We start from the raw sequence: 21,065 nt of genomic DNA, 5'->3' as shown, positions 1-21,065 counted from the left end.
TATTTCATGCTAAAAGATATTTTTAAGGTTTATTTAAACCGTTTGGTGGATCTTTCTTCCAATAATCGGTCTATTTTTCTCCCGAAAATCATTCAAAGCCAGATGATTGATTTAAAGGACTTTCATTTTTTGAACAATCACCCTTCCTTTTTTTATATCAATGAATTGCTGGGAAGGAAAAGAAATATTCCCTTGATTCAGGAGCTGGACTCAAGGGACAAGAATGTTAATCAACTTTCTACCAGACTAAAGCGTTTGCAACATCATGTCCGTTTCGCTATTGAAGAAACAGGAGAAAAAAGTTTATTTGTAGGCTGGCCTTTTGTAGAGGGTAAATTACTGAATGAACAATTGATACGGTGTCCCTTGATATTTTTTCCGGTCGAATTGGTACTGGAGGACAAAACCTGGTATTTGAGAAAGAGCATCGGGGAGCTTCCCTTCCTAAACCCTTCCTTCCTTCTGGCTTACAGCCAGGCACTCGGAAGACCTTTTGACAAAGAATGGCTGGAACTCTCCATGGAGGATTTCAGCAAAGAGCCCATGGGGTTTCGAACAGACCTGTATCATTACCTGAAAAATCAGGTTGAATTAAATTTTAATAGAGAGATTTACCAGGATAAACTGGAGTTTTTCCCCGATTTGAGTAAGGATGATTTGGAGAATTATTCTGAAACGGGATTGCTGCGGCTTCAGCCTTATGCGCTTTTAGGGCAGTTTTCCCAAAAAAACTCCTTTCTGATGGATGACTATGAGCAACTGATCAGACAAGCCACTCAGGAGAACCTGGAAGAATTGTTTGCTGATTGCTTCGGAAAAGTGTCTGAGCCGAGCAGACAAAGCCTGGAGAGCAACCTTTACAATACCTTTCCAATGGATGCAAACCAGGAAGAGGTGATCAAACATGTAAAATCCGGGCAGTCTTGTGTCGTCCAGGGACCACCTGGTACCGGAAAATCCCAATTGATTTGTAATTTAGTCGCAGATTTTACCTCCAGGGGTAAAAAAGTATTGGTTGTTTCTCAAAAAAGGGCGGCCCTGGATGTGGTGTACCAACGCTTATCTGCTCAGGGAATGGCAAATTTCTCCGCCCTGGTTCATGATTACCGGGGAGATAGAAAAGAGCTTTACAAGAAAATAGACCACCAAATCAGTTCCCTGGATAATTATCAAAGCCTCAATCGTTCCCTGGATGCCATTCAACTGGAGCGGAATTTTGGGCAAATGTGCAGGAATATTGAGAAGTATACAGATTTTTTTGAAGAATATAAAGAAGCACTTTTTGATGTGACTGATTGCGGAGTACCTGCAAAAGAACTCTATCTTACTTCAGATTATGGAGAAGAGGGGGTCGACATGACGCAGTTTTACCGGTCTTTTAGATTGGATGACCTGGATCGTTTTCTGGCAAATTTCGAACAGTACCAATTTTTCTTTAGCAAGTTCCAGGTGGCATCTTCGTTTTGGCTTCACCGGGTAGATTTTTCTGTATTCGGACCCGAAGCTTATAAGAGGGTAGCGGATACTTTTCAGGAACTTTCCTCCGTCAAACTTACGGCCAAGAAAGACCTGGATACCATGTTGGCCGATACTTTTGAATATAGCCTGATTTATCAATCCTTCCAACAAAAAGATAAGATTGAGGATTTGATGCAAAGCATCAATAGTCCGGAGATTTATGAAAAATTCAAAATTTTCATGGCGCATGATCCTGCTTCACTTGACCATTTATGGCTGGAAAGTAAAGTAGATATGGTACGTAAGTTATTTGCAGAAGAGGGAATAGAATGGAATATCGGAGATCATGAGGTAGAGGGAGTTTTGAGAAAGGCTGTTCAGGCTGCAAAGAAAATGGAGTCCTGGTATGGTAAGGTGGCAGTCAGTCTGGATATTAAAAAGTATGGGGAAGTCATTTCCCTGCTGGAACAAAATGGCTTAAAGAAAAATAAGGAGGATATCAGGATATTGATTCAAAGGCTGGAAAACAGAATGAATTTAAATCACCAGTATACCCTTCTGGCACAAAAGACCTGGATTGAACTGCCTGAAAAGCCATTTACGATTCATTCGTTCAATCAGATGGCCGGCGTCCTGGTGAAGGCATTGAAGGCCCGGTTTATCATGCATGATTTGGGAGTTTTAGCCTCTTATTTTTACAAGCCGCAATTTTCCTACGGCCATTTTCAATCTCTCCTGGAGGGGGTTACCGTAATCAATGACTGGGTGGAAGACCATTTTTCCAATTGGAGGAAATATCTCAGTGAGATTCAGATCAAACATTTGCTGAGTTCACCAGATGAGGGGAAACTGCAGGAAGTCAGTCAAAATCTTATCAGAGAGGTGGATGAGTTGATAAGATTTGACCGGCTCAGAAGCCAGATGAATGAAGTCGAAAGAAAGGTTGCCGAAAAAATCATTGATACCTTTCCTGACAGGGATTTTTCCAGCCTACGGCAAATATTTCTATCCAGCTTGAAGGTCAGTTGGGTGGGGCATTTAGAGGCAAAATATCCGGTTTTGAAAGAAATCTATGGTCCTCAAATAAAAAGTTACATCTCTGATTTTGAATTTTCTGTTGAAGAAAAGCTCAAGACGGCCCGTTTTATTGTAGAAATGCGACTGAGGGAGGAGGTATGCCATCAATTGGAATACAACCGCCTGAACAATCTCATTACTTACCGGGAACTGGCTCACCAGGTAAGTAAAAAAAAGCAAATCTGGTCGGTCAAAAAATTAATCGCCTATTATAAAGATGAAATATTCAGATTGGTGCCCTGCTGGTTGGCTTCTCCGGAGACGGCATCGGCCCTCTTCCCGCTGGAACAGGACTTCGATCTGGTTATTTTTGATGAGGCCAGCCAATGTTATTTCGAAAGGGGGCTGCCCATGATGATGCGTGGAAAACAAGTGCTCATTGCAGGGGACAGCCAGCAACTTCAGCCCTATGATTTGTACCAGACAAGAATTCAATCAGAGGAAGAAAAAATGGAGTTGGAAATTGACGCCTTATTGGACATGGCCGGTAAATTTTTCCCTACTTTTCACCTCAGTACCCACTACAGGAGCGCAACCCTGCCCTTGATCCATTTTTCGAATGTACATTTCTATGAGGAACGGCTTTACATGTTGCCCGATAGGAAAGTATTGAATAGCAACGAGCAAGGTGTTAAAATGATTTCAACGGATGGGGTTTGGGAAAACCAGACGAACCTTGTTGAGGCAAAGGAGGTATTGACACAGCTGATTAAACTAAGAGCCAAGCATCCATCAGATTCTCTGGGGGTCATTACGTTTAATTATTACCAGATGATTTTGATCCTTACCTTGTTGGAGGAGGATGATAACCTCAGAAAGGACAAATATATAAAGGTAAAAAACATAGAAAATGTACAGGGAGATGAATTTGACAGGGTGGTCTTTTCTGTGGGCTACGCCAGGAATCCGGAAGGAAGGTTTACGGCCAATTTTGGGCTTCTGTCAAGAAAGGGAGGAGAAAACCGATTGAATGTAGCCGTTACAAGGGCAAGAAAAGAAAGTATTTTGATTACAAGTCTGTTGGAGAGCGATTTTAAGGAGAAGCACCTGAAAAATCCAGGGATCAGGTTGTTGTGCGAATACATTGCTTATGCTGCTGCAATACAGGAGGGAAAAAGCCCTGAAAAGTCTGTCCTGAAAGTACAAGGGTTTGATAATAATTGGTCATTGAAAGACAGGCTACTGGGAACCTATGGCAACCATGAAGTGGGAGAAAATCCCTATGTTAAGGTGATGGATTTGGAGGTGAAGGAAAATGGCAAAGCCCTGGCTGCAATTTTGACTGATGATCAAAGATTTTTTGCTTCCAAAACAGCAAAGGAGGCTTTTGTATATCACCCGCAGTTGTTGACCGCCAGAAACTGGAACATTGTTTTTTTGTTTAGCAGGCAGTATTGGTTGGACAGGGAGGATTTGTTGCAAACCAAAATAGCGCAAGGAAATTTCAATAAGGTAGAAAAGTCAGGGACATAGAAATTCCCTTTCCTCTTCTAAGGTAAAAAGAAATTTCCAGGTTTCTTTAGGTACTTTTAAACCTGATTGAGTATTAGGTTTCGTTATGAAGGCTGAAATTGCAAGAAAATAAGGCAGTTTGGAAACTAGCACCGCTATGGTGAAGTTGAAAACTGCAACGATTGACTGATTTTGAAGTAATTTCAGTTTGCAATGAAATTCCAAATGCATATTTCGGGTTTAGTCCCTTTCTGCAGCTATTTTTAGGCCAATCGATTCAATGCCTTCCAGGGTGTCTTTTCTCATGTATTGGATAAATTGTACTTTGGCTGGTGCAGGGAGTTCTCTCGCAGGTAAGGTGTCGTATAAGGTCCTTCTGTTTCCAAAGCCCGAACCCAAAGGTTGCCCTGATTTGGGGTCAAACAATTGCAGGTTGACCAGAGAATCCACCAATACATTTTCAAGGCTATCCATGAGAAGAAAGCGCAGGTACAAGTTATGGTATTCGTAGCTGTCATTGTACCTGATGCCTACAGATAAGATTTTTGAATAATCGGAAGATAATGAGTCTACCGGAAAAGAAACGGTATCAGACACCACCCATTCCTGGCCGGGGAAATCTTCAAATGATTCATATAACCTGTCCCCGTTACAGGCAGCCAGAAGTAGTATGTTGCCCAGAAGGCACAAATATGCAGTCGGACTTTTATTTATCATCAGACTGCCCTTTATTTGGATGATTCTTTTGATTCCGGTTTCGATTGGGTCTTCTCCTTTTGTTTGGTGCGCCCTCATTTTTGCCTATAGGTCCCTTTTGAGGATTGTCAGCTTGGAATTGGGATGGATTATCCTTTTGGTTTTGATTTTTATTTCCCCTTTTCTGGTTTTTGTTGTTTCTTTGATTTCTGCCCCTTTTTTCCTGCTGTTGCTGTTCCGGTCTGGCTGCCCCCGAATCGCCCGCATTCATGTTAGGTTTTCTCGATTTCGGTTTGCGTTTCTTTTTTCTTTTGGATTGCGCAAATTTCTTGTCCAGTAATTCCAGGTCCTGATTGTTCTTGCTTTGATCAAATTCTCCTTCAAATGCTTTGTCCTGTTTTAGGTTAAAAGGAGTAATGCCCTTCTCATTTTGCTCAATGATCATTTTGACCCTGTCACAATCTATAGAGTGCCAGTTGTTGTCATCATTGTAGCTGAACCACATGAGGCGTCTGAAAATATCTGTTTTCTGGAGCTTGGCAGGACCAGCTTCTGTCAAGAGGGGCTTCTCTACGTTTGGGATATCTTCCAGTGCACTCAGGTAGCTATCCAATTCAAAATTCAGGCAACATTTCAACCGACCGCATTGGCCGGACAATTTACTTGGATTCAGGGATAGGTTCTGATACCGGGCTGCTGAAGTGGTTACGCTTTTAAAATCATGTATCCAGGTAGAGCAGCAAAGCTCCCTCCCACAAACTCCAATACCGCCCAATCGACCCGCTTCTTGTCTGAGGCTAATTTGCCTCATTTCCACCCGTATTTTAAACTCTGAGGCCAATAACTTGATCAGTTCCCTGAAATCCACCCTGTCATCTGCTGAATAGTAAAAAGTGGCTTTGGAATTATCTGCCTGATATTCCACATCAGATAGTTTCATCCCCAACTTTAATTCTTCAATGATTTGTTTGCTTCTGTATATGGTAGGGATTTCCCGGTTTTTGGCTTCCTGCCATTTTTCCAGGTCTTTTGGAGTGGCGATCCTGTAAATGCTAAGGATATTGTCATCATTTTTGATTTTCCTTTTTTGCATCTGCAGCCTTACCAGCTCACCCTGGAGGGATACGTATCCGATATGGTGACCATTGGGTACATCCACCACCACCGGGTCGCCCGTGGTAAGAGGCAAAAGTCCTGAATTTCTGAAATAGTCCTTTCTTCCTCCCTTAAATTTAATTTCTACGATATCAAATTTATCTATTTCCGGTATGCCCATATGGGATAACCAATCAAAAGCATTCATTTTATTGCAATCGCTGGTACCACAACTGCCATTATTCTGACAGCCGCCGACAGCAGTCGTTCCGGTGCTACAATTTGTACATCCTGACATAATTCATCTATATTTAAGGGAGTTTCCTCCTCGTGAAAATGGGTTTTCAATCCCCGGAATGGAGTATGTCCTGTCCGATATCCTTCCGGTAATTTACTTTTTCCCAATTGATCTGGTTTACTCTTTCGTAGGCATGCTTTATGGCATCCTCAATTGTATTTCCTAATCCTGTGATTCCCAATACCCGGCCACCATTGGTGACGATGGTTTCAGGATGGATTGCTTTGGTGCCCGCATGAAAGGTGATGGCCTGTTTGAGATCATTTTTTTCCAAACCAGAAATGACCTTGCCTTTTTCATAGGTATCCGGATACCCGCCGGCTACCATTACTACCGTTGCAGACCTGGTGTCAGCAGTCTTTAAACTATAATTCTTTAAATCCTTAACTGCAATGGCGTGAAGCAGGGAGACAAAGTCACTTTCAATACGAGGCAACACTGCCTGTGTTTCCGGATCTCCCATTCTGACATTGTATTCGATAACATAAGGCTCTCCTTCCATGTTCATGAGTCCAATAAAGAGGAAGCCTCTGAAATCAATTCCGGAATTTTTTAATCCGCGAACGGTAGGTTGAATTATTTTTTCTTCCACTTTTTTCATGAAGGCAGGGTCTGCAAAAGGTACCGGGCTAACGGCACCCATTCCGCCGGTATTTGGTCCCGTATCCTGCTCTCCAATTCTTTTGTAATCCTTGGCTTCCGGTAGGATTTTATAGCTTTCTCCGTCTGTTGCAACAAATACGGAAAGCTCAATGCCATGGAGGAAGGTTTCAATCACAACCTTCGTCGAGGCCTCCCCAAATTTTTTTCCCAGAAGCATATCCTTAAAGCTTTCTTCAGCATCCTCCAGACTGTGGCATATCAAAACCCCCTTCCCAGCTGCCAGTCCATCAGCTTTAAGGACAATAGGAAGTTTTTGTTGTTTTAAATACGCTATACCTTCCTGAAAAGAAGCTTGGGTGAAGGTGGCATGGGTGGCCGTAGGAATACCATATTGATTCATAAAGGCCTTTGAAAAATCCTTGCTTCCTTCCAGCTGAGCACCGGCTTTTCCTGGACCTACTATGGGCAAGGAGGCAGTTTTGGAGTCCAGCGCCAAAAAGTCTCTTAATCCTTTTACCAATGGTTCTTCAGGTCCAACTACAAGTAAACTGACGTCATTTTTGATGCAAAAAGCTTTAATTCCATCAAAATCATTTACCGATAGGGGGATGTTTTCTCCCAGGTCCTGTGTTCCGGCATTTCCCGGAGCAATCCATAATTTTTTACAATGTTTACTTTGATTTATTTTCCAGGCAAAGGCGTGTTCTCTGCCACCGCTTCCAATGAGCAATATGTTCATTTGTAGTATTTCTTTTAGTTGGCGTGATCTGAAATAAATTTTATCCGGTAAACCCTTACTTCCTCCTCAGAAAAATCATCTTCTTCCAATTCCGCCATGGCTTCCCGTATTTTGTCAGTATCGGCCGTCATAAAATAATCATGGAGAATGTCTTCTCTTTCATCATCCATGATATTCTGTATGTAATAATTGATATTTAATTTTGTGCCGCTGTAAATGATTTGCTCTATTTCGTGCAGCAATTCACTCATGCTGATATTCAGGTTATTGGCAATTTCGTCAAGGTCAATCTTTCGGTCTATTTGCTGAATGATCGTGATTTTTACTTTTGACCGGGTTCCTGAAGTTTTTACTACAACGTCAGAGGCTGTGATAATCTCATTTTCTTCTACATATTTTTCGATTAACCTTAAGAAGGAAGCGCCAAATTTAGCCACTTTTCCCATGCCTACACCATTGATTTGGGCCAGCTCCTCTTTTGAGGTAGGATAGACAGTGGCCATTTCCTCCAGCGAAGGGTCTTGGAAGATCACATAAGGGGGAAGGTTTTTGACTTTTGCTACTTTTTTTCGTTCTGCTTTCAGAAGTTCAAAAAGCTTTTCATCATAGGCCTTGCCCATGTTGCTCAACTCTTCAGAAGATATACTTTCAGCCATTTCCTCAAAATTATGATTTTTACTGATCTTTATAGGATATGGTTCCTTCAAATAAGATTCACTTTTATCAGACAACAAAAGCACACCATAATTTTCAATGTCTTTATCCAGCAAACCGTAAATCATGGTTTGACGAATTACCGTCTTCCAATGGATGGTATCTTTGTCTTTACCTTGTCCAAAGGTGGAAAGTTTATCATGGTCATAGCTTTCTATGTAATCATCTTTTTCCCCTCTGATCATGCTGACGATATGATCCATACTGAACCTTTGGTTGGTCTCCTTTACAGCTTTGATTACTGTAAGGATGTCATCCTGACCATCAAAGGTTTCTTTTGACTTTTTACAATTGTCGCAAAAGCCACAGTCTTTGCCCAGATTTTCCCCAAAATAATGAAGTAAAAACCTTCTCCTGCAAACGGAACTTTCTGCATAGGCAGCCATCTCCTGGAGCAGAACCTTGGCATTTTCTCGCTCATTGACAGGTTTATCTTTATTGAATTTCTCCAGTTTTACGATGTCTTCATATCGGTAAAACATCAGACAATGGCCTTCCAAACCGTCCCTTCCGGCTCTTCCTGTTTCCTGATAATAACCTTCAAGGGACTTGGGAACGTCGTAATGGATGACATACCTCACATCGGGTTTGTCTATGCCCATTCCGAAAGCGATGGTAGCCACAATGACATCCACTTCTTCATTGAGAAAATCATCTTGATTTTTCACCCTCACATGCCCGTCAAGTCCAGCGTGGTAGGGGGCGGCATTGATTCCATTTACTTTGAGAAGGTCAGCTATTTCTGTTACTTTTTTCCTGCTCAGGCAGTAGATGATACCCGATTTACCTTTTTGGGACTTGATGTATTTGATGATTTCTTTTTTGGTATCATTCTTCATTTTCGGCCGTACCTCATAATAGAGGTTGGTCCTGTTAAAGGAAGACTTGAACAAGTCTGCCTCTTCCATTTGAAGATTCCGTTGTATATCCTGCTGTACCTTCGGTGTAGCGGTGGCAGTAAGCGCAATGACTGGAAGTTTTTCTCCGATTTGTGCGATGATAGATTTTATCTTCCGGTACTCTGGCCTGAAATCGTGCCCCCATTCAGAAATGCAATGGGCTTCATCAATGGCAACGAAACTGATATCCGCATTTTTTAAAAACTGGACATTTTCTTCTTTGGTCAGCGACTCGGGGGCCACGTAAAGCAGCTTGGTGAGACCTGCGGTAACTTCCCCCTTTACCCTGTTGGATTCAGATTTGCTCAGGGTTGAATTAAGGAAGTGGGCATTGATCCCAAAACTGTTCAGCTGGTCAACCTGATTTTTCATCAGGGCAATCAAAGGAGAAATGACGATGGCAGTCCCTTTTTTTGAAACAGCCGGCAATTGGTAGCAAAGGGATTTCCCTGCCCCTGTAGGCATTATAACAAAAGTGTTTTTCCCCTTAAGTATATTTTCTACTATGAATTGTTGGTTCCCTCTGAACTGATTGAAACCAAAAATATTTTTCAGATTTTCTTTTACTGCGTTATCCACTAGGTAAATAGTTTAATGAGTTGCTCTTTGTCAATCATTAAAGTTTAAGGTAAAACTTTCCTACCTTTATACAAAATTAACAATTAACAACTGTAAAATTGAATTTACTAAAAAATATTAAAACCACGGCAAAAAATGTACTGCAAAACGAGGCGGATGCACTTATAAATCTGATACCCTTCATAGGAGAAGATTTTGAAGCTTGTGTGGAAGATATTTTGCAGCACTCGGGTAGGGTGGTGGTTACCGGAATCGGCAAAAGTGCCATCATTTCCAATAAAATTGTGGCTACGCTCAATTCCACAGGAACTCCTTCTTTATTTATGCATGCTGCCGATGCAATTCATGGTGATTTAGGTATGATTAAAAAAGAAGATTTTGTAATATGCGTATCCAAAAGTGGTAATACTCCGGAAATTAAGGTGCTCATTCCCCTGCTCAAACAATCAGGAAACAAACTGATAGCTTTGGTCGGTAATGAATCCAGTTATCTGGCCAAACAGGCAGATTACGTTTTGTATGCGGGTGTAGCAGAAGAAGCCTGTCCGAATAATCTGGCCCCTACGACCAGTACTACTGCTCAAATGGCCATGGGAGATGCGCTGGCTGTCTGCTTGCTTTCAGCCAGAGGGTTTTCTGCCGAATCTTTTGCCAGGTTTCACCCAGGAGGTACATTGGGCAGGCAGCTTTACCTGAAGGTAGGGGATGTTATGGATCAGGCTTTACTTCCCATTATTTCGGAAAATGCCTCATTGAAAGATGTGATTGTAGAAATCAGTAGTAAACGACTTGGAGCGACAGCGGTGGTGGATGCCAAAAATCAGCTGCTGGGTATCATTACAGATGGAGACCTGAGAAGAATGCTTCAGCGGGATCCTGATTTGAGCAGGATTAAAGCAGTTGAAATCATGATAAGGGATCCGAAAACCATACCTGTGGATGAGTATGCAGTTAAAGCGCTGGGAATGATGAGAGATTTTAATATTACGCAATTGGTGGTAAAAGAAGCTGATGAGGTCGTTGGATTTATTCATATTCATGATTTGATGAAGGAAGGAATTGTATAATTATGGAAGTGAAGGACAAGTATGTTGTTATTCTGGCAGGAGGTCTGGGTATAAAGTTCTGGCCTTTTAGCAGGCATCACAAACCCAAGCAGTTTTTGGATTTATTAGGTACCGGAAGGTCCTTGCTTCAAATGACATTTGATAGGTTAAGATTTTCCTTCGCCGCATATCAATTTATAGTAGTCACCAATAAAAGATATGTTTCATTGGTGAAAGAGCAGTTGCCTGAGATACCGGACAATCAAATTCTGGTAGAACCATTAAGACGCAATACGGCAGCATCTATCGCCCTTGCCAGCTACAAAATCAAGAAACTGAATCCAAATGCCAAGGTATTGATCAGTCCATCTGATCAGTTAATTTTTAATGAAAAAGCTTTTTTTGAAGCCATTGACCTGGCCATGAACGGTGCTTCACCAATAGGGAATCTGGTAACCATTGGGATCAGGCCAAATAGGGCAGATACCAGCTATGGTTACATTCAGTATTTTCCGGAAAATGAAAACCCGGTTAAAAAGGTAAAAACATTCACCGAAAAGCCTGACGAATCCCTGGCGGCAACGTTTCTTGAAAGTGGTGATTTCGTCTGGAATTCGGGAACATTTGTCTGGAGAAATGAAAGCATCATCAATGCATTTGAAAAACACCTGCCGGAAATGGCTGAAGTTTTTGATGAAGGGGAAATTTACTTTTGTACTGAAAAGGAGCACCTTTTTCTGAACAAAGCCTACAGTCTGATCAAAAACATATCCATAGACCATGGGATTCTCGAAAGGTCCGATGAGGTGTTCATGGTATTGGGGGATTTTGGCTGGTCGGATTTGGGCTCCTGGCAAAATCTTTATGAAATCTCTGAAAAGGACAGAGAACGAAACTCAGTCAAGGGGAACGCATTGCTTTATGATACCGAAAATTGCTTCATTAAGCTACCCCAGGACAAACTGGTAGTTATTCAGGGCCTGAAAAATTACCTGGTCAGTGATAGCGAAAATGTGCTGTTGATCTGTAAACTTGGAGAGGAAGGTGAATTTAGAAAATTCGTAAATGATGCAAAAAAAATCGATGAAGGTTATATTTGACAGCCTTAGGGGTTTTGGGATTGCTCATAGGCTGCTACTGCATTTCTGACGGATCCATACCTTTGCAGCAAGTCGCTGGCTTCTCCTTCTGGCAAGCCTGTAGCTTCCATGATCATCTTTGTCCCTCTATCCACCAGTTTTTTATTGGACAGCTGCATATCTACCATTTTATTTCCCTTGACCTTCCCTAATTTAATCATGACACTGGTAGAGATCATGTTGAGACATAGTTTTTGCGCTGTACCGGATTTCATTCTGGTACTTCCCGTCACAAATTCAGGTCCTACCACTACTTCAACCGGAAGCCTTACGGCTGCTGCCAGAGGGCTATCCGGATTACAAGTGATGCAACCTGTGAGCAAGCCGGCCGATTCAGCTGCCTTCACTCCTCCAATTACATAGGGGGTGGTGCCAGAAGCAGCGATGCCAATGATGGTGTCCTGTGCGTTGAATCCAAATGACTGAATGTCTTTCCATGCCTGATGCTGGTCATCTTCTGCATTTTCCACTGCCTTTCTGATGGCATGGTCTCCACCTGCAATGATACCTATTACCATGTCGTGCGGCACTCCATAGGTAGGCGGGCATTCGGAAGCATCCAGAATACCCAATCTTCCGCTTGTACCGGCTCCAATGTAAAATAAGCGGCCTCCTTTTTCCATTCTTGGCACAATGGCAGCTATCAATGCCTCCAGCTGTGGCAAAGCTTTACTTACCGCCAAAGGAACACTTTGATCCTCCTTATTCATATTGGTCAGCAATTCACTTACGGACATTTTTTCCAGGTGATCGTAGTAAGAGGAGCTTTCGGTAGTACTCATATTTTTTCTTGATGATATAATGTCAATCCTGCTATTGGCGTTTCAATGATGGTATTGATTTGTATGTGAAAATCCTTTCCGGCCTTTCTCAGGATGTCATGGTTAAAATAAGCTATGGACCCCACAAAATTCACGGGTTTGTTTAGATAATCTTCATATCTCATCACATGTCTGTGGAAAAAATCCCTGAAAGCATTGTATATCAAATTATAGCAATAGGGATCAGATTTATGCTGTGAAATAAACTGACAAAACCCAGCCATATATCGGTTGGGAAAGGGCTTTTTGTACACATTGTCCTGGATCTCAAATATGGATAGGTTATATACCCGGATCAGTTCCCTGCGTATCTCCTCAGGCATGTCATCATAGATGAAATCCTGAAGAAAGTGCTTGCCAATATAAGCCCCACCTCCCTCGTCTCCCAATAAATAACCAGGCGAAGGCCTGCTGGAAGTGATGTTTTCCCCATCATAATCACCGCTGTTGGATCCTGTACCCAAAATACAGGCAATTCCGGCGCTGTGTCCGCAGGTGGCTCTGGCAGAGGCCATCAGGTCGTGATCGACATGTACTTCGGTGAGTGGAAAGATACTGTGGATGGCCTGCATGACAGATGCTTTGTTGGTATCTGAGGTGCATCCGGATCCATAAAAATAAACTTGCTCTACCTGGTGCTTTAATGCCAATAAATGAGGGTTATTCAGGCCCAATATCATATCCTCCCGGGTCTGATAATAGGGGTTGAACCCAATCGTCCTGAACTGGGAGATATTTCCATCCTTTCGGATTGCCCGCCAATCGGTTTTGCTCGAACCACTGTCTGCGATAAGAATCATTTATTTCAGGTAGCCTATAGGTTCAAATTTATCAAATACATGGGCCGTATGGGGAGCACTTTTCAATTCTTCTGTCAAATCCTGGCCGGCCCAATGTTCATAATGTCTGCCCGATTTCCAAAGCCTTGAGCCAGCAAGGTCATAGATTTTTCCCTGGAAGGCGATCCAGATCTCAGGTTTATCTTGCCCGTTTCTCAGGGCCAGTTGGTTTTTTGAAATGGTAATCATATTTGACCAAATAACAAAGGTTCCACACAGCGGGCTAGCGGCTGCAATTCATCAATATAGTTTCAGTTGGGAGTTGACCCACCTTTCAGGGATTTCTCCCTGTTGGGCCGTAAGGTAATCCTGATAACTGCAGGGAATGATGGTGTCCCTTTTGAATTTTTCATTTTTATTGCTGGGAATTTCCATCCACCACTTGCCACTTAACTTGCTTTTGTAGAAATATAAAATAGAAGGTTTAGAGTCTAAAGATACAGTATATTTGATGTAATCACTGCTTTTAAAGGATAAACTGTCTTTCCTTTGATAAAAACCTTCAATAAAGTACCAAACCATGGTAGCTATTACGGAGGCCGTTTTGAACCGGGCATCATCCAATTTGGCATGGTAGCCATAAATTCCCATCGAACTTAACTTTTCATTCATCCCTGCAAACCAGCATATCTGGCAAGCTTCCTCTGCACTGAGCCCGAATGGCTGGGCTTCTATGGCTCCTGGTGCATCCGATGCATGTATGGAACAAACATCAAAACTCAGGAGGTCCGTATTTCGGATCAATGGTTCTACCTCTTTAAAACTATCCCTGAGTTGCCCCAACCTCACATGGTCAAAATAAAGCTTTTCCAATGTAGTAACCAATTCCGGATCTGTCAGAAAGCTCTGATAGGCCAGATGGCAATAGTTAAACATATAGTTGGGCTTGTTTAATATGATGTCCTGAGAGTGAAGATCCATCGGTTTACCCTTATCCTCCATATCCATCTTAGCATCTACTGTAAGCAGGCTTACGAGTTTTTTCATGTTTTGGTAAGAAAGGTATTGCCCCATGTCCAGGTCATGGCTGCCACCCAAAAAAACGGGAAGCACTTCCATTTTCAATAAAAATTCACCAATTGAGCTGATCAGTGCAAGGGTTTCTTCCCTGTTTTCCCCGACTTTTAGGTTGCCTAAATCCGCAATGCTGTAGTTGTTTTGGCCTTTTTTAAGTGGATAAAGCTTTTTTCTGATTTGACTGGTAGTAAGTGGGGAATTTTCCAGGTGATCAGCTGCTGCGCCCCTATATTCGTCTACCCCTATCAGTGCAATCTGAATGCCTTTTATTTCTGGAAAGCCCTCCCCATGACAATGGATATGATAAAAAAATGCATTGTGACCGTATTCTTCATTTAAGATAGTTGGCGGTATGGGTTCGAAAAATGCCTCAAGATCCATGAATCATCATTAAAATTTTAAAATCAAATTTATTGAAAATTCAAGCATAAAAAAAGTCCCGTTAAAAATTAACGGGACACAATTTCATTTATCCTCCGAAATCATCAAATCTGATATTTTCGTTGGGGACTCCCATATCATCCAGCATTTTCAAAACTGCCGAATTCATCAGTGGAGGACCACATAGGTAATATTCTATCTCATCCGGCTCTTCAATGTCTTTCAGGTAATTGTCATAGAGTACCTGATGAATGAAGCCTACATAACCGTCTCCTTCTTTGTCGTCCAGAGATTTCTTAACTTTCCAGTTATCCTCAGGCAACGGTTCTGAGAGGCCAATATGAAAATTAAAGTTAGGAAACTCTTTTTCTATCTCCCTGAAATGCGGGGTATAAAACAATTCTTTTTTAGACCGACCACCATACCAGTAGGATACTTTCCGGTCTGTTTTTTCAGTATGGAATAAGTGAAATAAATGTGATCTAAGGGGTGCCATTCCTGCGCCACCTCCAATATAAATCATTTCTCTTTGCGTAGGATTGATGTGGAATTCACCGTATGGTCCGGATATGGTGACCTTGTCACCTGGCTTTCTAGAGAAAACATAGGAAGAACAAACTCCCGGATTGACATCCATCCATTTATTATTAGCCCTATCCCAAGGTGGGGTAGCTATTCGGATGGTCAACATGACAATGTTTCCTTCAGCTGGATGATTGGCCATGGAGTAAGCCCTGAATAATTCTTCGTCATTTTTCATTACCAAATCCCACAAGCCAAATTTATCCCAGTCGCTTTGGTAAACATCCTCCGGATGTTCCAATTCCGGATGGGGTGTGATATCCATGTCTTTAAAGTTGACGACTACCTGCGGCACATCAATCTGTATGTATCCTCCTGGCTCGAAATCCAGTATTTCTCCTTCAGGAAGTTTAACCTTAAATTCCTTAATAAAAGTGGATACATTGTAATTGGAAATTACTTCGCATTCCCATTTCTTAATACCGAATATTTCTTCAGGAATCCGGATTTTCATGTCATTCTTCACCTTTACCTGACAGGAAAGCCTGACATTATTCTGTTTTTCCGCCCTGCTGAGGTGACCCTCCTCGGTGGGTAAAACTTCACCCCCGCCTTCTTCAATGGTGCATTTGCACATGGCACAGGTACCTCCGCCCCCACAGGCTGATGGGAGAAATATTTTTTTATTTCCCAGTGTAGATAGCAAAGTAGATCCGGCAGAAGCCACCAGTGGGTTTTTTTCGTCCCCGTTGATGATGATTTTAACGTCTCCCGAAGCCACCAGTTTGGATTGCGCAAAAAGAAGGACAAATACCAGTAGCAAAATAATAATGGTGAAAGCTACTATCGAAGTTATGATTACTGAAGTCATTTAATAAATTTTATTTTTTATCAGTATGTTTAATCGGTGATTGATCGGTACAAATATATTTATATTTCAACAAATCCACCGCAATATGAGAATATTTTAATCCACCTATTCAAGCTTATTAACTGCTTAATTGCGCAATAAGTTTAGTAAAGTATACATTCTGTTTTTCAACTGACGACGGTCGATGATAAAATCCAGAAATCCATGTTCCAAAACAAATTCAGAACTTTGAAATCCCTTGGGTAGGTCTTTACCGATGGTTTCCCTGATCACCCGCGGACCGGCAAAGCCTATCAATGCTCCCGGTTCAGCAATATTAAAATCTCCCAGCATGGCGTAAGAAGCCGTTACACCCCCTGTAGTCGGGTCTGTCATCAGCGAAATGTAGGGAATTCCTGCTTCATCTAGTAAAGCCAGTTTAGCCGAAGTTTTAGCCATTTGCATCAGACTAAATCCAGCTTCCATCATTCTCGCCCCTCCTGATTTGGATATCATCAGGAAAGGAATTTTGTTTTTAAGGGCGTAGTCGATGGCCCTTGAAATTTTTTCTCCTACCACTGATCCCATGGATCCACCTATGAAGTTGAAATCCATACAGGTAATGATGATATCCAGGCCATTGATTTTACCTACTCCTGTGCGAGCGGCATCCTTGAGGTTTGTTTTGGCAATGGTGTCTTTGATTCTAGTAGTGTAGGGTTTGCTATCCACAAAATTCAGTGGATCTCCAGAGGTCATTTCTTTGTCCAGTTCTTTGAATTGATTATCATCAAAGAGGATTTCAAAATATTCTTTGGATCCTATTTTTACATGATAATCATCATCCGGGCAGACATAGGAGTTGTTTTTCAGTTCCCGGGTATGGATGATGTTTCCTTTTGGGGTCTTGTACCACAATCCGTCAGGAGTATCTTTTTTTTCCTCTGTGGAGGTTTTGATCCCGGCATCTTTCCTTTTAAACCAAGCCATAAAGTTTTGTTTAAATTAGCCCAAAAGTCATTTGGGATTACAAATTTATGGGTATTATCCGTTAAATAAAACCAAAATCTGCATTCTCCTTCAGAATAAGATTTCTCCCATTATTTTTTTTCTGCTTCCTGAGATAGCAAAACCCGGGATTTGGGTAAGGATCCCGGGTAATTTTGCTGGAGGTATTCCAACATCTTTTCCCTAACCAAACACCTGAGGTCAAAGGCAGTAGGGCTATCCCTGGCGCTCATCAGGCAGCGAATCTCTATGGTTTTTTCTGTGTAATCAGTCACCTGAAGTACCTGTACCTTTTTATCCCATAAAGTACTGTTATCCAATATTTCTTTAAGCTTAATTTTTAAATTTTCAACGGGAATGGTGTGATCAACATACATAAATACCGTCCCCCATATGTCGGCGGTAGTTCTGGTCCAATTCTGGAATGGTTTCTCAATAAAATAGTTGATGGGTAATACCAGCCTTCTCTGGTCCCAAATCCTGACGACCACATAGGTGAGATTGATTTCTTCTATTTTTCCCCATTCGTCCTCTACCACCACCACATCATCGATTCTTATAGGCTGGGTAAAGGCAATTTGGAATCCAGCCAATAAATTGGCGATTGATTTTTGTGCGGCCAAACCGACGATGATGCCCACAATCCCGGCTGAGGTCAGCAATCCAGCTCCTATTTTTCGGGCAGATTCAAAATTCATCAATATAGCCGAAAAGGCGATGATGACTACGATTATGATGAAAAGTTTTCTGATAAAAGCTACCTGGGTAAGCAACCGCCTTTCTCTGAGGTTATCCTCCTTATTGGAATTGAAATTCTCCAAAAAGGCATATCGCAATACATTGGACAGCTCAATGATAATCCAGGAGAAGGTGATTATGGCAAGTACTATAAAGAAGGGTTTTCGGCCCAGGTGGTCCAGATCAGGAGGTGAGAAAAAGGGTTCGATGATTGGGAATACTGCAAAAAACAGCCCCCATTTTAGTGCATTGGAAAATTTCCTCATGGAATTTTTTCCTTTTTCAGTAGCAGGTCGGTAAACCAGCCTGGCCAGTTTTGGAAAAAATAGCCAAAGAAAAATATGGCTGAAGACCAATAATCCCAGTGCTATGCCAATAAAAATGATGGTTTCTCTTTCCATGCTTTAATTTTTGATGGTTTTGAAGGGAAAATTGTACTAGATATTAAAATGCCCTTTTTTTAACGGGGAGGAGTATGCCAGACCCTGATAATTTTTTAAATTAGGGTTTATTTCTGATGAAATCAATTTTCTCATTATCTTTAAACATTAACTTAAAACCATGTCATGCAGCTCACCTACTTATTTGTTTTTTCAGCCATCATTCTGACAGGCGCCTATTTTATTTATGGGAAATTTGTTTTCAAAAAGTTTAAAATCAATAATGATAACATTACGCCTTCCCATCGGCTAAAAGATGGGGTGGATTATGTGCCAAGCAAGCCGATTGTTGTGCTGGGGCATCATTTTGCCTCCATTGCAGGTGCAGGACCCATAGTGGGACCGATTATTGCCATTACTTTCGGCTGGATTCCTGCAGTTATATGGATCTTAATTGGTGGAATCTTCTTTGGAGCCGTACATGACCTCGGGAGTATGGTGGCCTCCCTGAGAAATGATGGTAAATCCATCGGGGTTATCATTCAAAACAATATTGGGAAAAAAGGAAAAAGATTGTTTATTCTTTTCAGCTTTTCTACCCTGATTCTGATCATTGCAGTATTTGCAGATATTATTGCCAAAACCTTTATCAGTAATCCGGGGGTAGCTTCAGCCTCTATTTTGTTCATTGGATTGGCAGTGGTTTTTGGGTTTATTACTAAAATGACGGGACATAAGAAAAGTGCCTTCCTGATCGCTTCAATCGTAGGCGTTGCTGTCATGTATTATTTTGTGTACCTGGGAATGCAAATCCCTTTTGTGTTGAATTATCAAACCTGGATTTATATACTGTTGATTTATGCCTTTATTGCTTCCGTTACCCCTGTATCCATGTTGTTGCAACCCAGAGATTACCTCAACAGTTTCCTGCTTTATGGGTTGATTCTGGCCGCTATAGTGGGTGTTTTTGTAGCTAATCCTACCATAGTAATGGATACGGATATACATGTTACAGATGAGAATCTAGGCTACCTGTTTCCTGTACTTTTTGTGACCATAGCCTGTGGGGCCATTAGTGGCTTTCACTCCCTGGTAGCATCCGGCACCACTTCCAAACAAATCGATAGGGAAGGAGACGCCAAATTAGTTGGGTTTGGGGGCATGTTGATAGAATCTTTTTTGGCGATTATTTCAGTGGGTGCAGTAGTCGTTCTGAGCAGGACTGATTATTTGTCCAGACTTGGGGAGGAAGGACCTGTGCCATTATTTGCAGATGGCTTGGGTAACATCATTTCCTCGATGGGTGTTTCCGAACCATTTGCCATCGGCTTTGTGGCTTTGACCGTGTCAGCATTTGCATTGACTACGCTGGATACTTGTACCAGACTGGCAAGATTTACCCTGCAAGAATATTTTGAGGATGTGGAACAACCCATTGGTAAAAAATTATCCCAAAACAGGTACCTCTCTACCAGCGTAGTAGTGGTACTTTCTGTTTTGCTCCTGGGAAGCGGAGGTTTTGCTACCCTTTGGCCAATTTTCGGTTCTGCCAACCAACTTTTGGCAGCCCTGGCATTGTTGACCATTTCGGTTTGGTTAATCAAGAAGAAAATCAATCCTACTTTTGTTACCATTCCCATGTTTTTCATGTTTACGGTAACCCTTAGTTCCCTGGGCTTATTTGCCTGGCAGAATTATCAGAAAGATGCCTATGTTTTGTCTGTCATTGCTGCCATTTTATTTGTGCTTTCTTTTGCTTTGATCATTCTAGCGAGAAAAAGCCTTACCAAAGAAACAGAAGTAAAAGAAATGGCTTAATAAGGGAAATAATGCCACCGTTAATTAATGGTAATCAACTAATGGTGGATCTCTTTGGTGAGGGTGCTAAAAAAGGTTGAATCCCAAGGAAAGGATAAGCTGATTTTGTCTTTGATCGGTGGGGACCTGTCCGAAATTGTTGACCGAGTTGGTCAGTGCTCCTTCGTATTTTAAATCCATCAGGAAATTTCCTATATCAAAACCTACTCCTGCCTGGTATCCAAAAGTAAATTCTTCCGTGGGAGGAATAATTTTTTGTCTGGTACCATTGTCAGCAGTCATGTCTCCGTTGATCAGGTAACTGGCTACTGGCCCGGCTTGCAGCCTGAAAAGCCCTCCTAACTTCATTCCTATCATTAATGGGACATCTAACCGGTCAAAATTGACGTCATAATTGAAGGTGTTGTCTGAAAAAGACCCACCTGTATTGGTATATAAAACTTCAGGTTGCAAGTAGATGACTGGTAAATTTACCCTGACAAAGGCTCCGACATGGTAACCCATCATGGAATCTTCTCCTTTAAAGCCATCTGTAACGCTGACATCGCCCTGAGAAACGCCTAACTTAGGTCCAATCGACAATACCTGCGCATTCAATTGTCCAAAGCTCAATAGAAAGATAATAATCCATACTTTTTTCATGTGCTGGGATTTAAAATGAAAATTTGAATCAGTTACTTTGAAAACAAAATTTACGGCAATTTAGTATAATTTGATAGTCATTTTTTAACCAATATTAAACTACTTTTGAATGGGTATGGGTCATGAATTTAGAGTTTTTTCGAAACCATGTATGCATCTGGAAGGTTTTGTCGTTAAAACGTTCAGGTTTATTTTATATCCGATGCCTGTCTTTGTTACTGTTTAAATTCTTTTCACATAAAGTCGAGTCTGCC

The 21,065-nt window shown here is 41.6% G+C and carries 16 protein-coding genes; 4 read left to right on the top strand and 12 right to left on the bottom strand.

Annotated elements, in window-relative coordinates:
- Positions 1–6: 6 nt before the first annotated feature.
- Positions 7–4,008: an AAA domain-containing protein gene (locus GL182_RS21590; protein WP_163381874.1), complete on the top strand. Its 4,002-nt coding sequence runs from the start codon at positions 7–9 to the stop codon at positions 4,006–4,008.
- Between the two features lie 219 nt (positions 4,009–4,227).
- On the opposite strand, the gene GL182_RS21585 is transcribed toward GL182_RS21590, so the two are convergent.
- The 4 genes from GL182_RS21585 to recQ are packed head-to-tail and all read right to left on the bottom strand — an operon-like array spanning position 4,228 to position 9,610.
- Positions 4,228–4,704, bottom strand: a complete 477-nt coding sequence (locus GL182_RS21585) for a gliding motility lipoprotein GldH (protein WP_163381873.1) — start codon at positions 4,702–4,704, stop codon at positions 4,228–4,230.
- Positions 4,694–6,076 carry a stage 0 sporulation family protein gene (locus GL182_RS21580; RefSeq protein ID WP_163381872.1) on the bottom strand — a complete coding sequence of 461 codons (1,383 nt, stop codon included), beginning with the start codon at positions 6,074–6,076 and terminating at the stop codon, positions 4,694–4,696. Before GL182_RS21580 ends, GL182_RS21585 begins: the two co-directional genes overlap by 11 nt.
- A gap of 46 nt (positions 6,077–6,122) precedes the next feature.
- Positions 6,123–7,418: a phosphoribosylamine--glycine ligase gene (gene purD, locus GL182_RS21575; protein ID WP_163381871.1), complete on the bottom strand. Its 1,296-nt coding sequence runs from the start codon at positions 7,416–7,418 to the stop codon at positions 6,123–6,125.
- Positions 7,419–7,432: 14 nt separating this feature from the next.
- Entirely contained in the window at positions 7,433–9,610 is a 2,178-nt protein-coding gene (gene recQ / locus GL182_RS21570; protein ID WP_163381870.1) for a DNA helicase RecQ, read from the bottom strand.
- A 98-nt stretch (positions 9,611–9,708) separates the two neighbouring features.
- Here recQ and GL182_RS21565 point away from each other — a divergent pair, with 98 nt between their 5' ends.
- Positions 9,709–10,677: an SIS domain-containing protein gene (locus GL182_RS21565; protein ID WP_163381869.1), complete on the top strand. Its 969-nt coding sequence runs from the start codon at positions 9,709–9,711 to the stop codon at positions 10,675–10,677.
- Between the two features lie 2 nt (positions 10,678–10,679).
- Positions 10,680–11,756 carry a mannose-1-phosphate guanylyltransferase gene (locus GL182_RS21560; protein WP_163381868.1) on the top strand — a complete coding sequence of 359 codons (1,077 nt, stop codon included), beginning with the start codon at positions 10,680–10,682 and terminating at the stop codon, positions 11,754–11,756.
- Positions 11,757–11,761: 5 nt separating this feature from the next.
- Here GL182_RS21560 and murQ read toward each other — a convergent pair whose 3' ends face one another.
- From murQ to GL182_RS21525, 7 genes are all read right to left on the bottom strand, one after another.
- On the bottom strand, positions 11,762–12,577 hold the full coding sequence (murQ, locus tag GL182_RS21555; RefSeq protein WP_163381867.1) for an N-acetylmuramic acid 6-phosphate etherase: 816 nt from the start codon (positions 12,575–12,577) through the stop codon (positions 11,762–11,764).
- Positions 12,574–13,416, bottom strand: coding sequence for an N-acetylglucosamine kinase (locus tag GL182_RS21550; protein ID WP_163381866.1), 843 nt, complete (start codon positions 13,414–13,416; stop codon positions 12,574–12,576). The genes murQ and GL182_RS21550 overlap by 4 nt, the downstream gene beginning before the upstream one ends.
- A complete protein-coding gene (locus GL182_RS21545) occupies positions 13,417–13,644 on the bottom strand; it encodes a cytochrome b5 domain-containing protein (RefSeq protein ID WP_163381865.1) in 228 nt (75 codons plus the stop codon).
- 51 nt (positions 13,645–13,695) lie between these two features.
- Complete coding sequence (locus tag GL182_RS21540) at positions 13,696–14,853, bottom strand: formimidoylglutamase (RefSeq protein WP_163381864.1); 1,158 nt, start codon at positions 14,851–14,853, stop codon at positions 13,696–13,698.
- A gap of 88 nt (positions 14,854–14,941) precedes the next feature.
- Entirely contained in the window at positions 14,942–16,246 is a 1,305-nt protein-coding gene (gene nqrF / locus GL182_RS21535; RefSeq protein WP_163381863.1) for an NADH:ubiquinone reductase (Na(+)-transporting) subunit F, read from the bottom strand.
- Between the two features lie 126 nt (positions 16,247–16,372).
- Positions 16,373–17,215: an acetyl-CoA carboxylase, carboxyltransferase subunit beta gene (gene accD / locus GL182_RS21530; RefSeq protein WP_163381862.1), complete on the bottom strand. Its 843-nt coding sequence runs from the start codon at positions 17,213–17,215 to the stop codon at positions 16,373–16,375.
- Between the two features lie 110 nt (positions 17,216–17,325).
- Positions 17,326–18,372 carry a mechanosensitive ion channel family protein gene (locus GL182_RS21525; protein ID WP_163381861.1) on the bottom strand — a complete coding sequence of 349 codons (1,047 nt, stop codon included), beginning with the start codon at positions 18,370–18,372 and terminating at the stop codon, positions 17,326–17,328.
- 165 nt (positions 18,373–18,537) lie between these two features.
- On the opposite strand from GL182_RS21525, the gene GL182_RS21520 reads away from it, so the two are divergent.
- Positions 18,538–20,169 (top strand): carbon starvation protein A, encoded by a 1,632-nt coding sequence (locus tag GL182_RS21520; protein WP_163381860.1) that lies wholly within the window; start codon positions 18,538–18,540, stop codon positions 20,167–20,169.
- A gap of 66 nt (positions 20,170–20,235) precedes the next feature.
- Here GL182_RS21520 and GL182_RS21515 read toward each other — a convergent pair whose 3' ends face one another.
- Entirely contained in the window at positions 20,236–20,811 is a 576-nt protein-coding gene (locus GL182_RS21515; protein WP_163381859.1) for a porin family protein, read from the bottom strand.
- Between the last annotated feature and the right edge of the window lie 254 nt (positions 20,812–21,065).

Origin of the sequence: Cyclobacterium sp. SYSU L10401, from assembly GCF_010993705.1 — a bacterium.
Lineage (GTDB): Bacteria > Bacteroidota > Bacteroidia > Cytophagales > Cyclobacteriaceae > Cyclobacterium.
Note: the sequence above shows the minus strand (reverse complement) of the source record. Positions and strands in the feature narration are given on the sequence as shown.

Excerpts from the sequence above, each read along its gene's own strand:
- GL182_RS21585 (WP_163381873.1), bottom strand. The coding sequence starts at position 4,704 with ATGATAAATAAAAGTCCGACTGCATATTTGTGCCTTCTGGGCAACATA.
- GL182_RS21525 (WP_163381861.1), bottom strand. The coding sequence starts at position 18,372 with ATGGAAAGAGAAACCATCATTTTTATTGGCATAGCACTGGGATTATTG.
- nqrF (WP_163381863.1), bottom strand. The coding sequence starts at position 16,246 with ATGACTTCAGTAATCATAACTTCGATAGTAGCTTTCACCATTATTATT.
- GL182_RS21515 (WP_163381859.1), bottom strand. The coding sequence starts at position 20,811 with ATGAAAAAAGTATGGATTATTATCTTTCTATTGAGCTTTGGACAATTG.
- GL182_RS21550 (WP_163381866.1), bottom strand. The coding sequence starts at position 13,416 with ATGATTCTTATCGCAGACAGTGGTTCGAGCAAAACCGATTGGCGGGCA.
- purD (WP_163381871.1), bottom strand. The coding sequence starts at position 7,418 with ATGAACATATTGCTCATTGGAAGCGGTGGCAGAGAACACGCCTTTGCC.
- murQ (WP_163381867.1), bottom strand. The coding sequence starts at position 12,577 with ATGAGTACTACCGAAAGCTCCTCTTACTACGATCACCTGGAAAAAATG.
- GL182_RS21590 (WP_163381874.1), top strand. The coding sequence starts at position 7 with ATGCTAAAAGATATTTTTAAGGTTTATTTAAACCGTTTGGTGGATCTT.
- GL182_RS21540 (WP_163381864.1), bottom strand. The coding sequence starts at position 14,853 with ATGGATCTTGAGGCATTTTTCGAACCCATACCGCCAACTATCTTAAAT.
- accD (WP_163381862.1), bottom strand. The coding sequence starts at position 17,215 with ATGGCTTGGTTTAAAAGGAAAGATGCCGGGATCAAAACCTCCACAGAG.
- GL182_RS21580 (WP_163381872.1), bottom strand. The coding sequence starts at position 6,076 with ATGTCAGGATGTACAAATTGTAGCACCGGAACGACTGCTGTCGGCGGC.
- GL182_RS21545 (WP_163381865.1), bottom strand. The coding sequence starts at position 13,644 with ATGATTACCATTTCAAAAAACCAACTGGCCCTGAGAAACGGGCAAGAT.
- GL182_RS21560 (WP_163381868.1), top strand. The coding sequence starts at position 10,680 with ATGGAAGTGAAGGACAAGTATGTTGTTATTCTGGCAGGAGGTCTGGGT.
- GL182_RS21520 (WP_163381860.1), top strand. The coding sequence starts at position 18,538 with ATGCAGCTCACCTACTTATTTGTTTTTTCAGCCATCATTCTGACAGGC.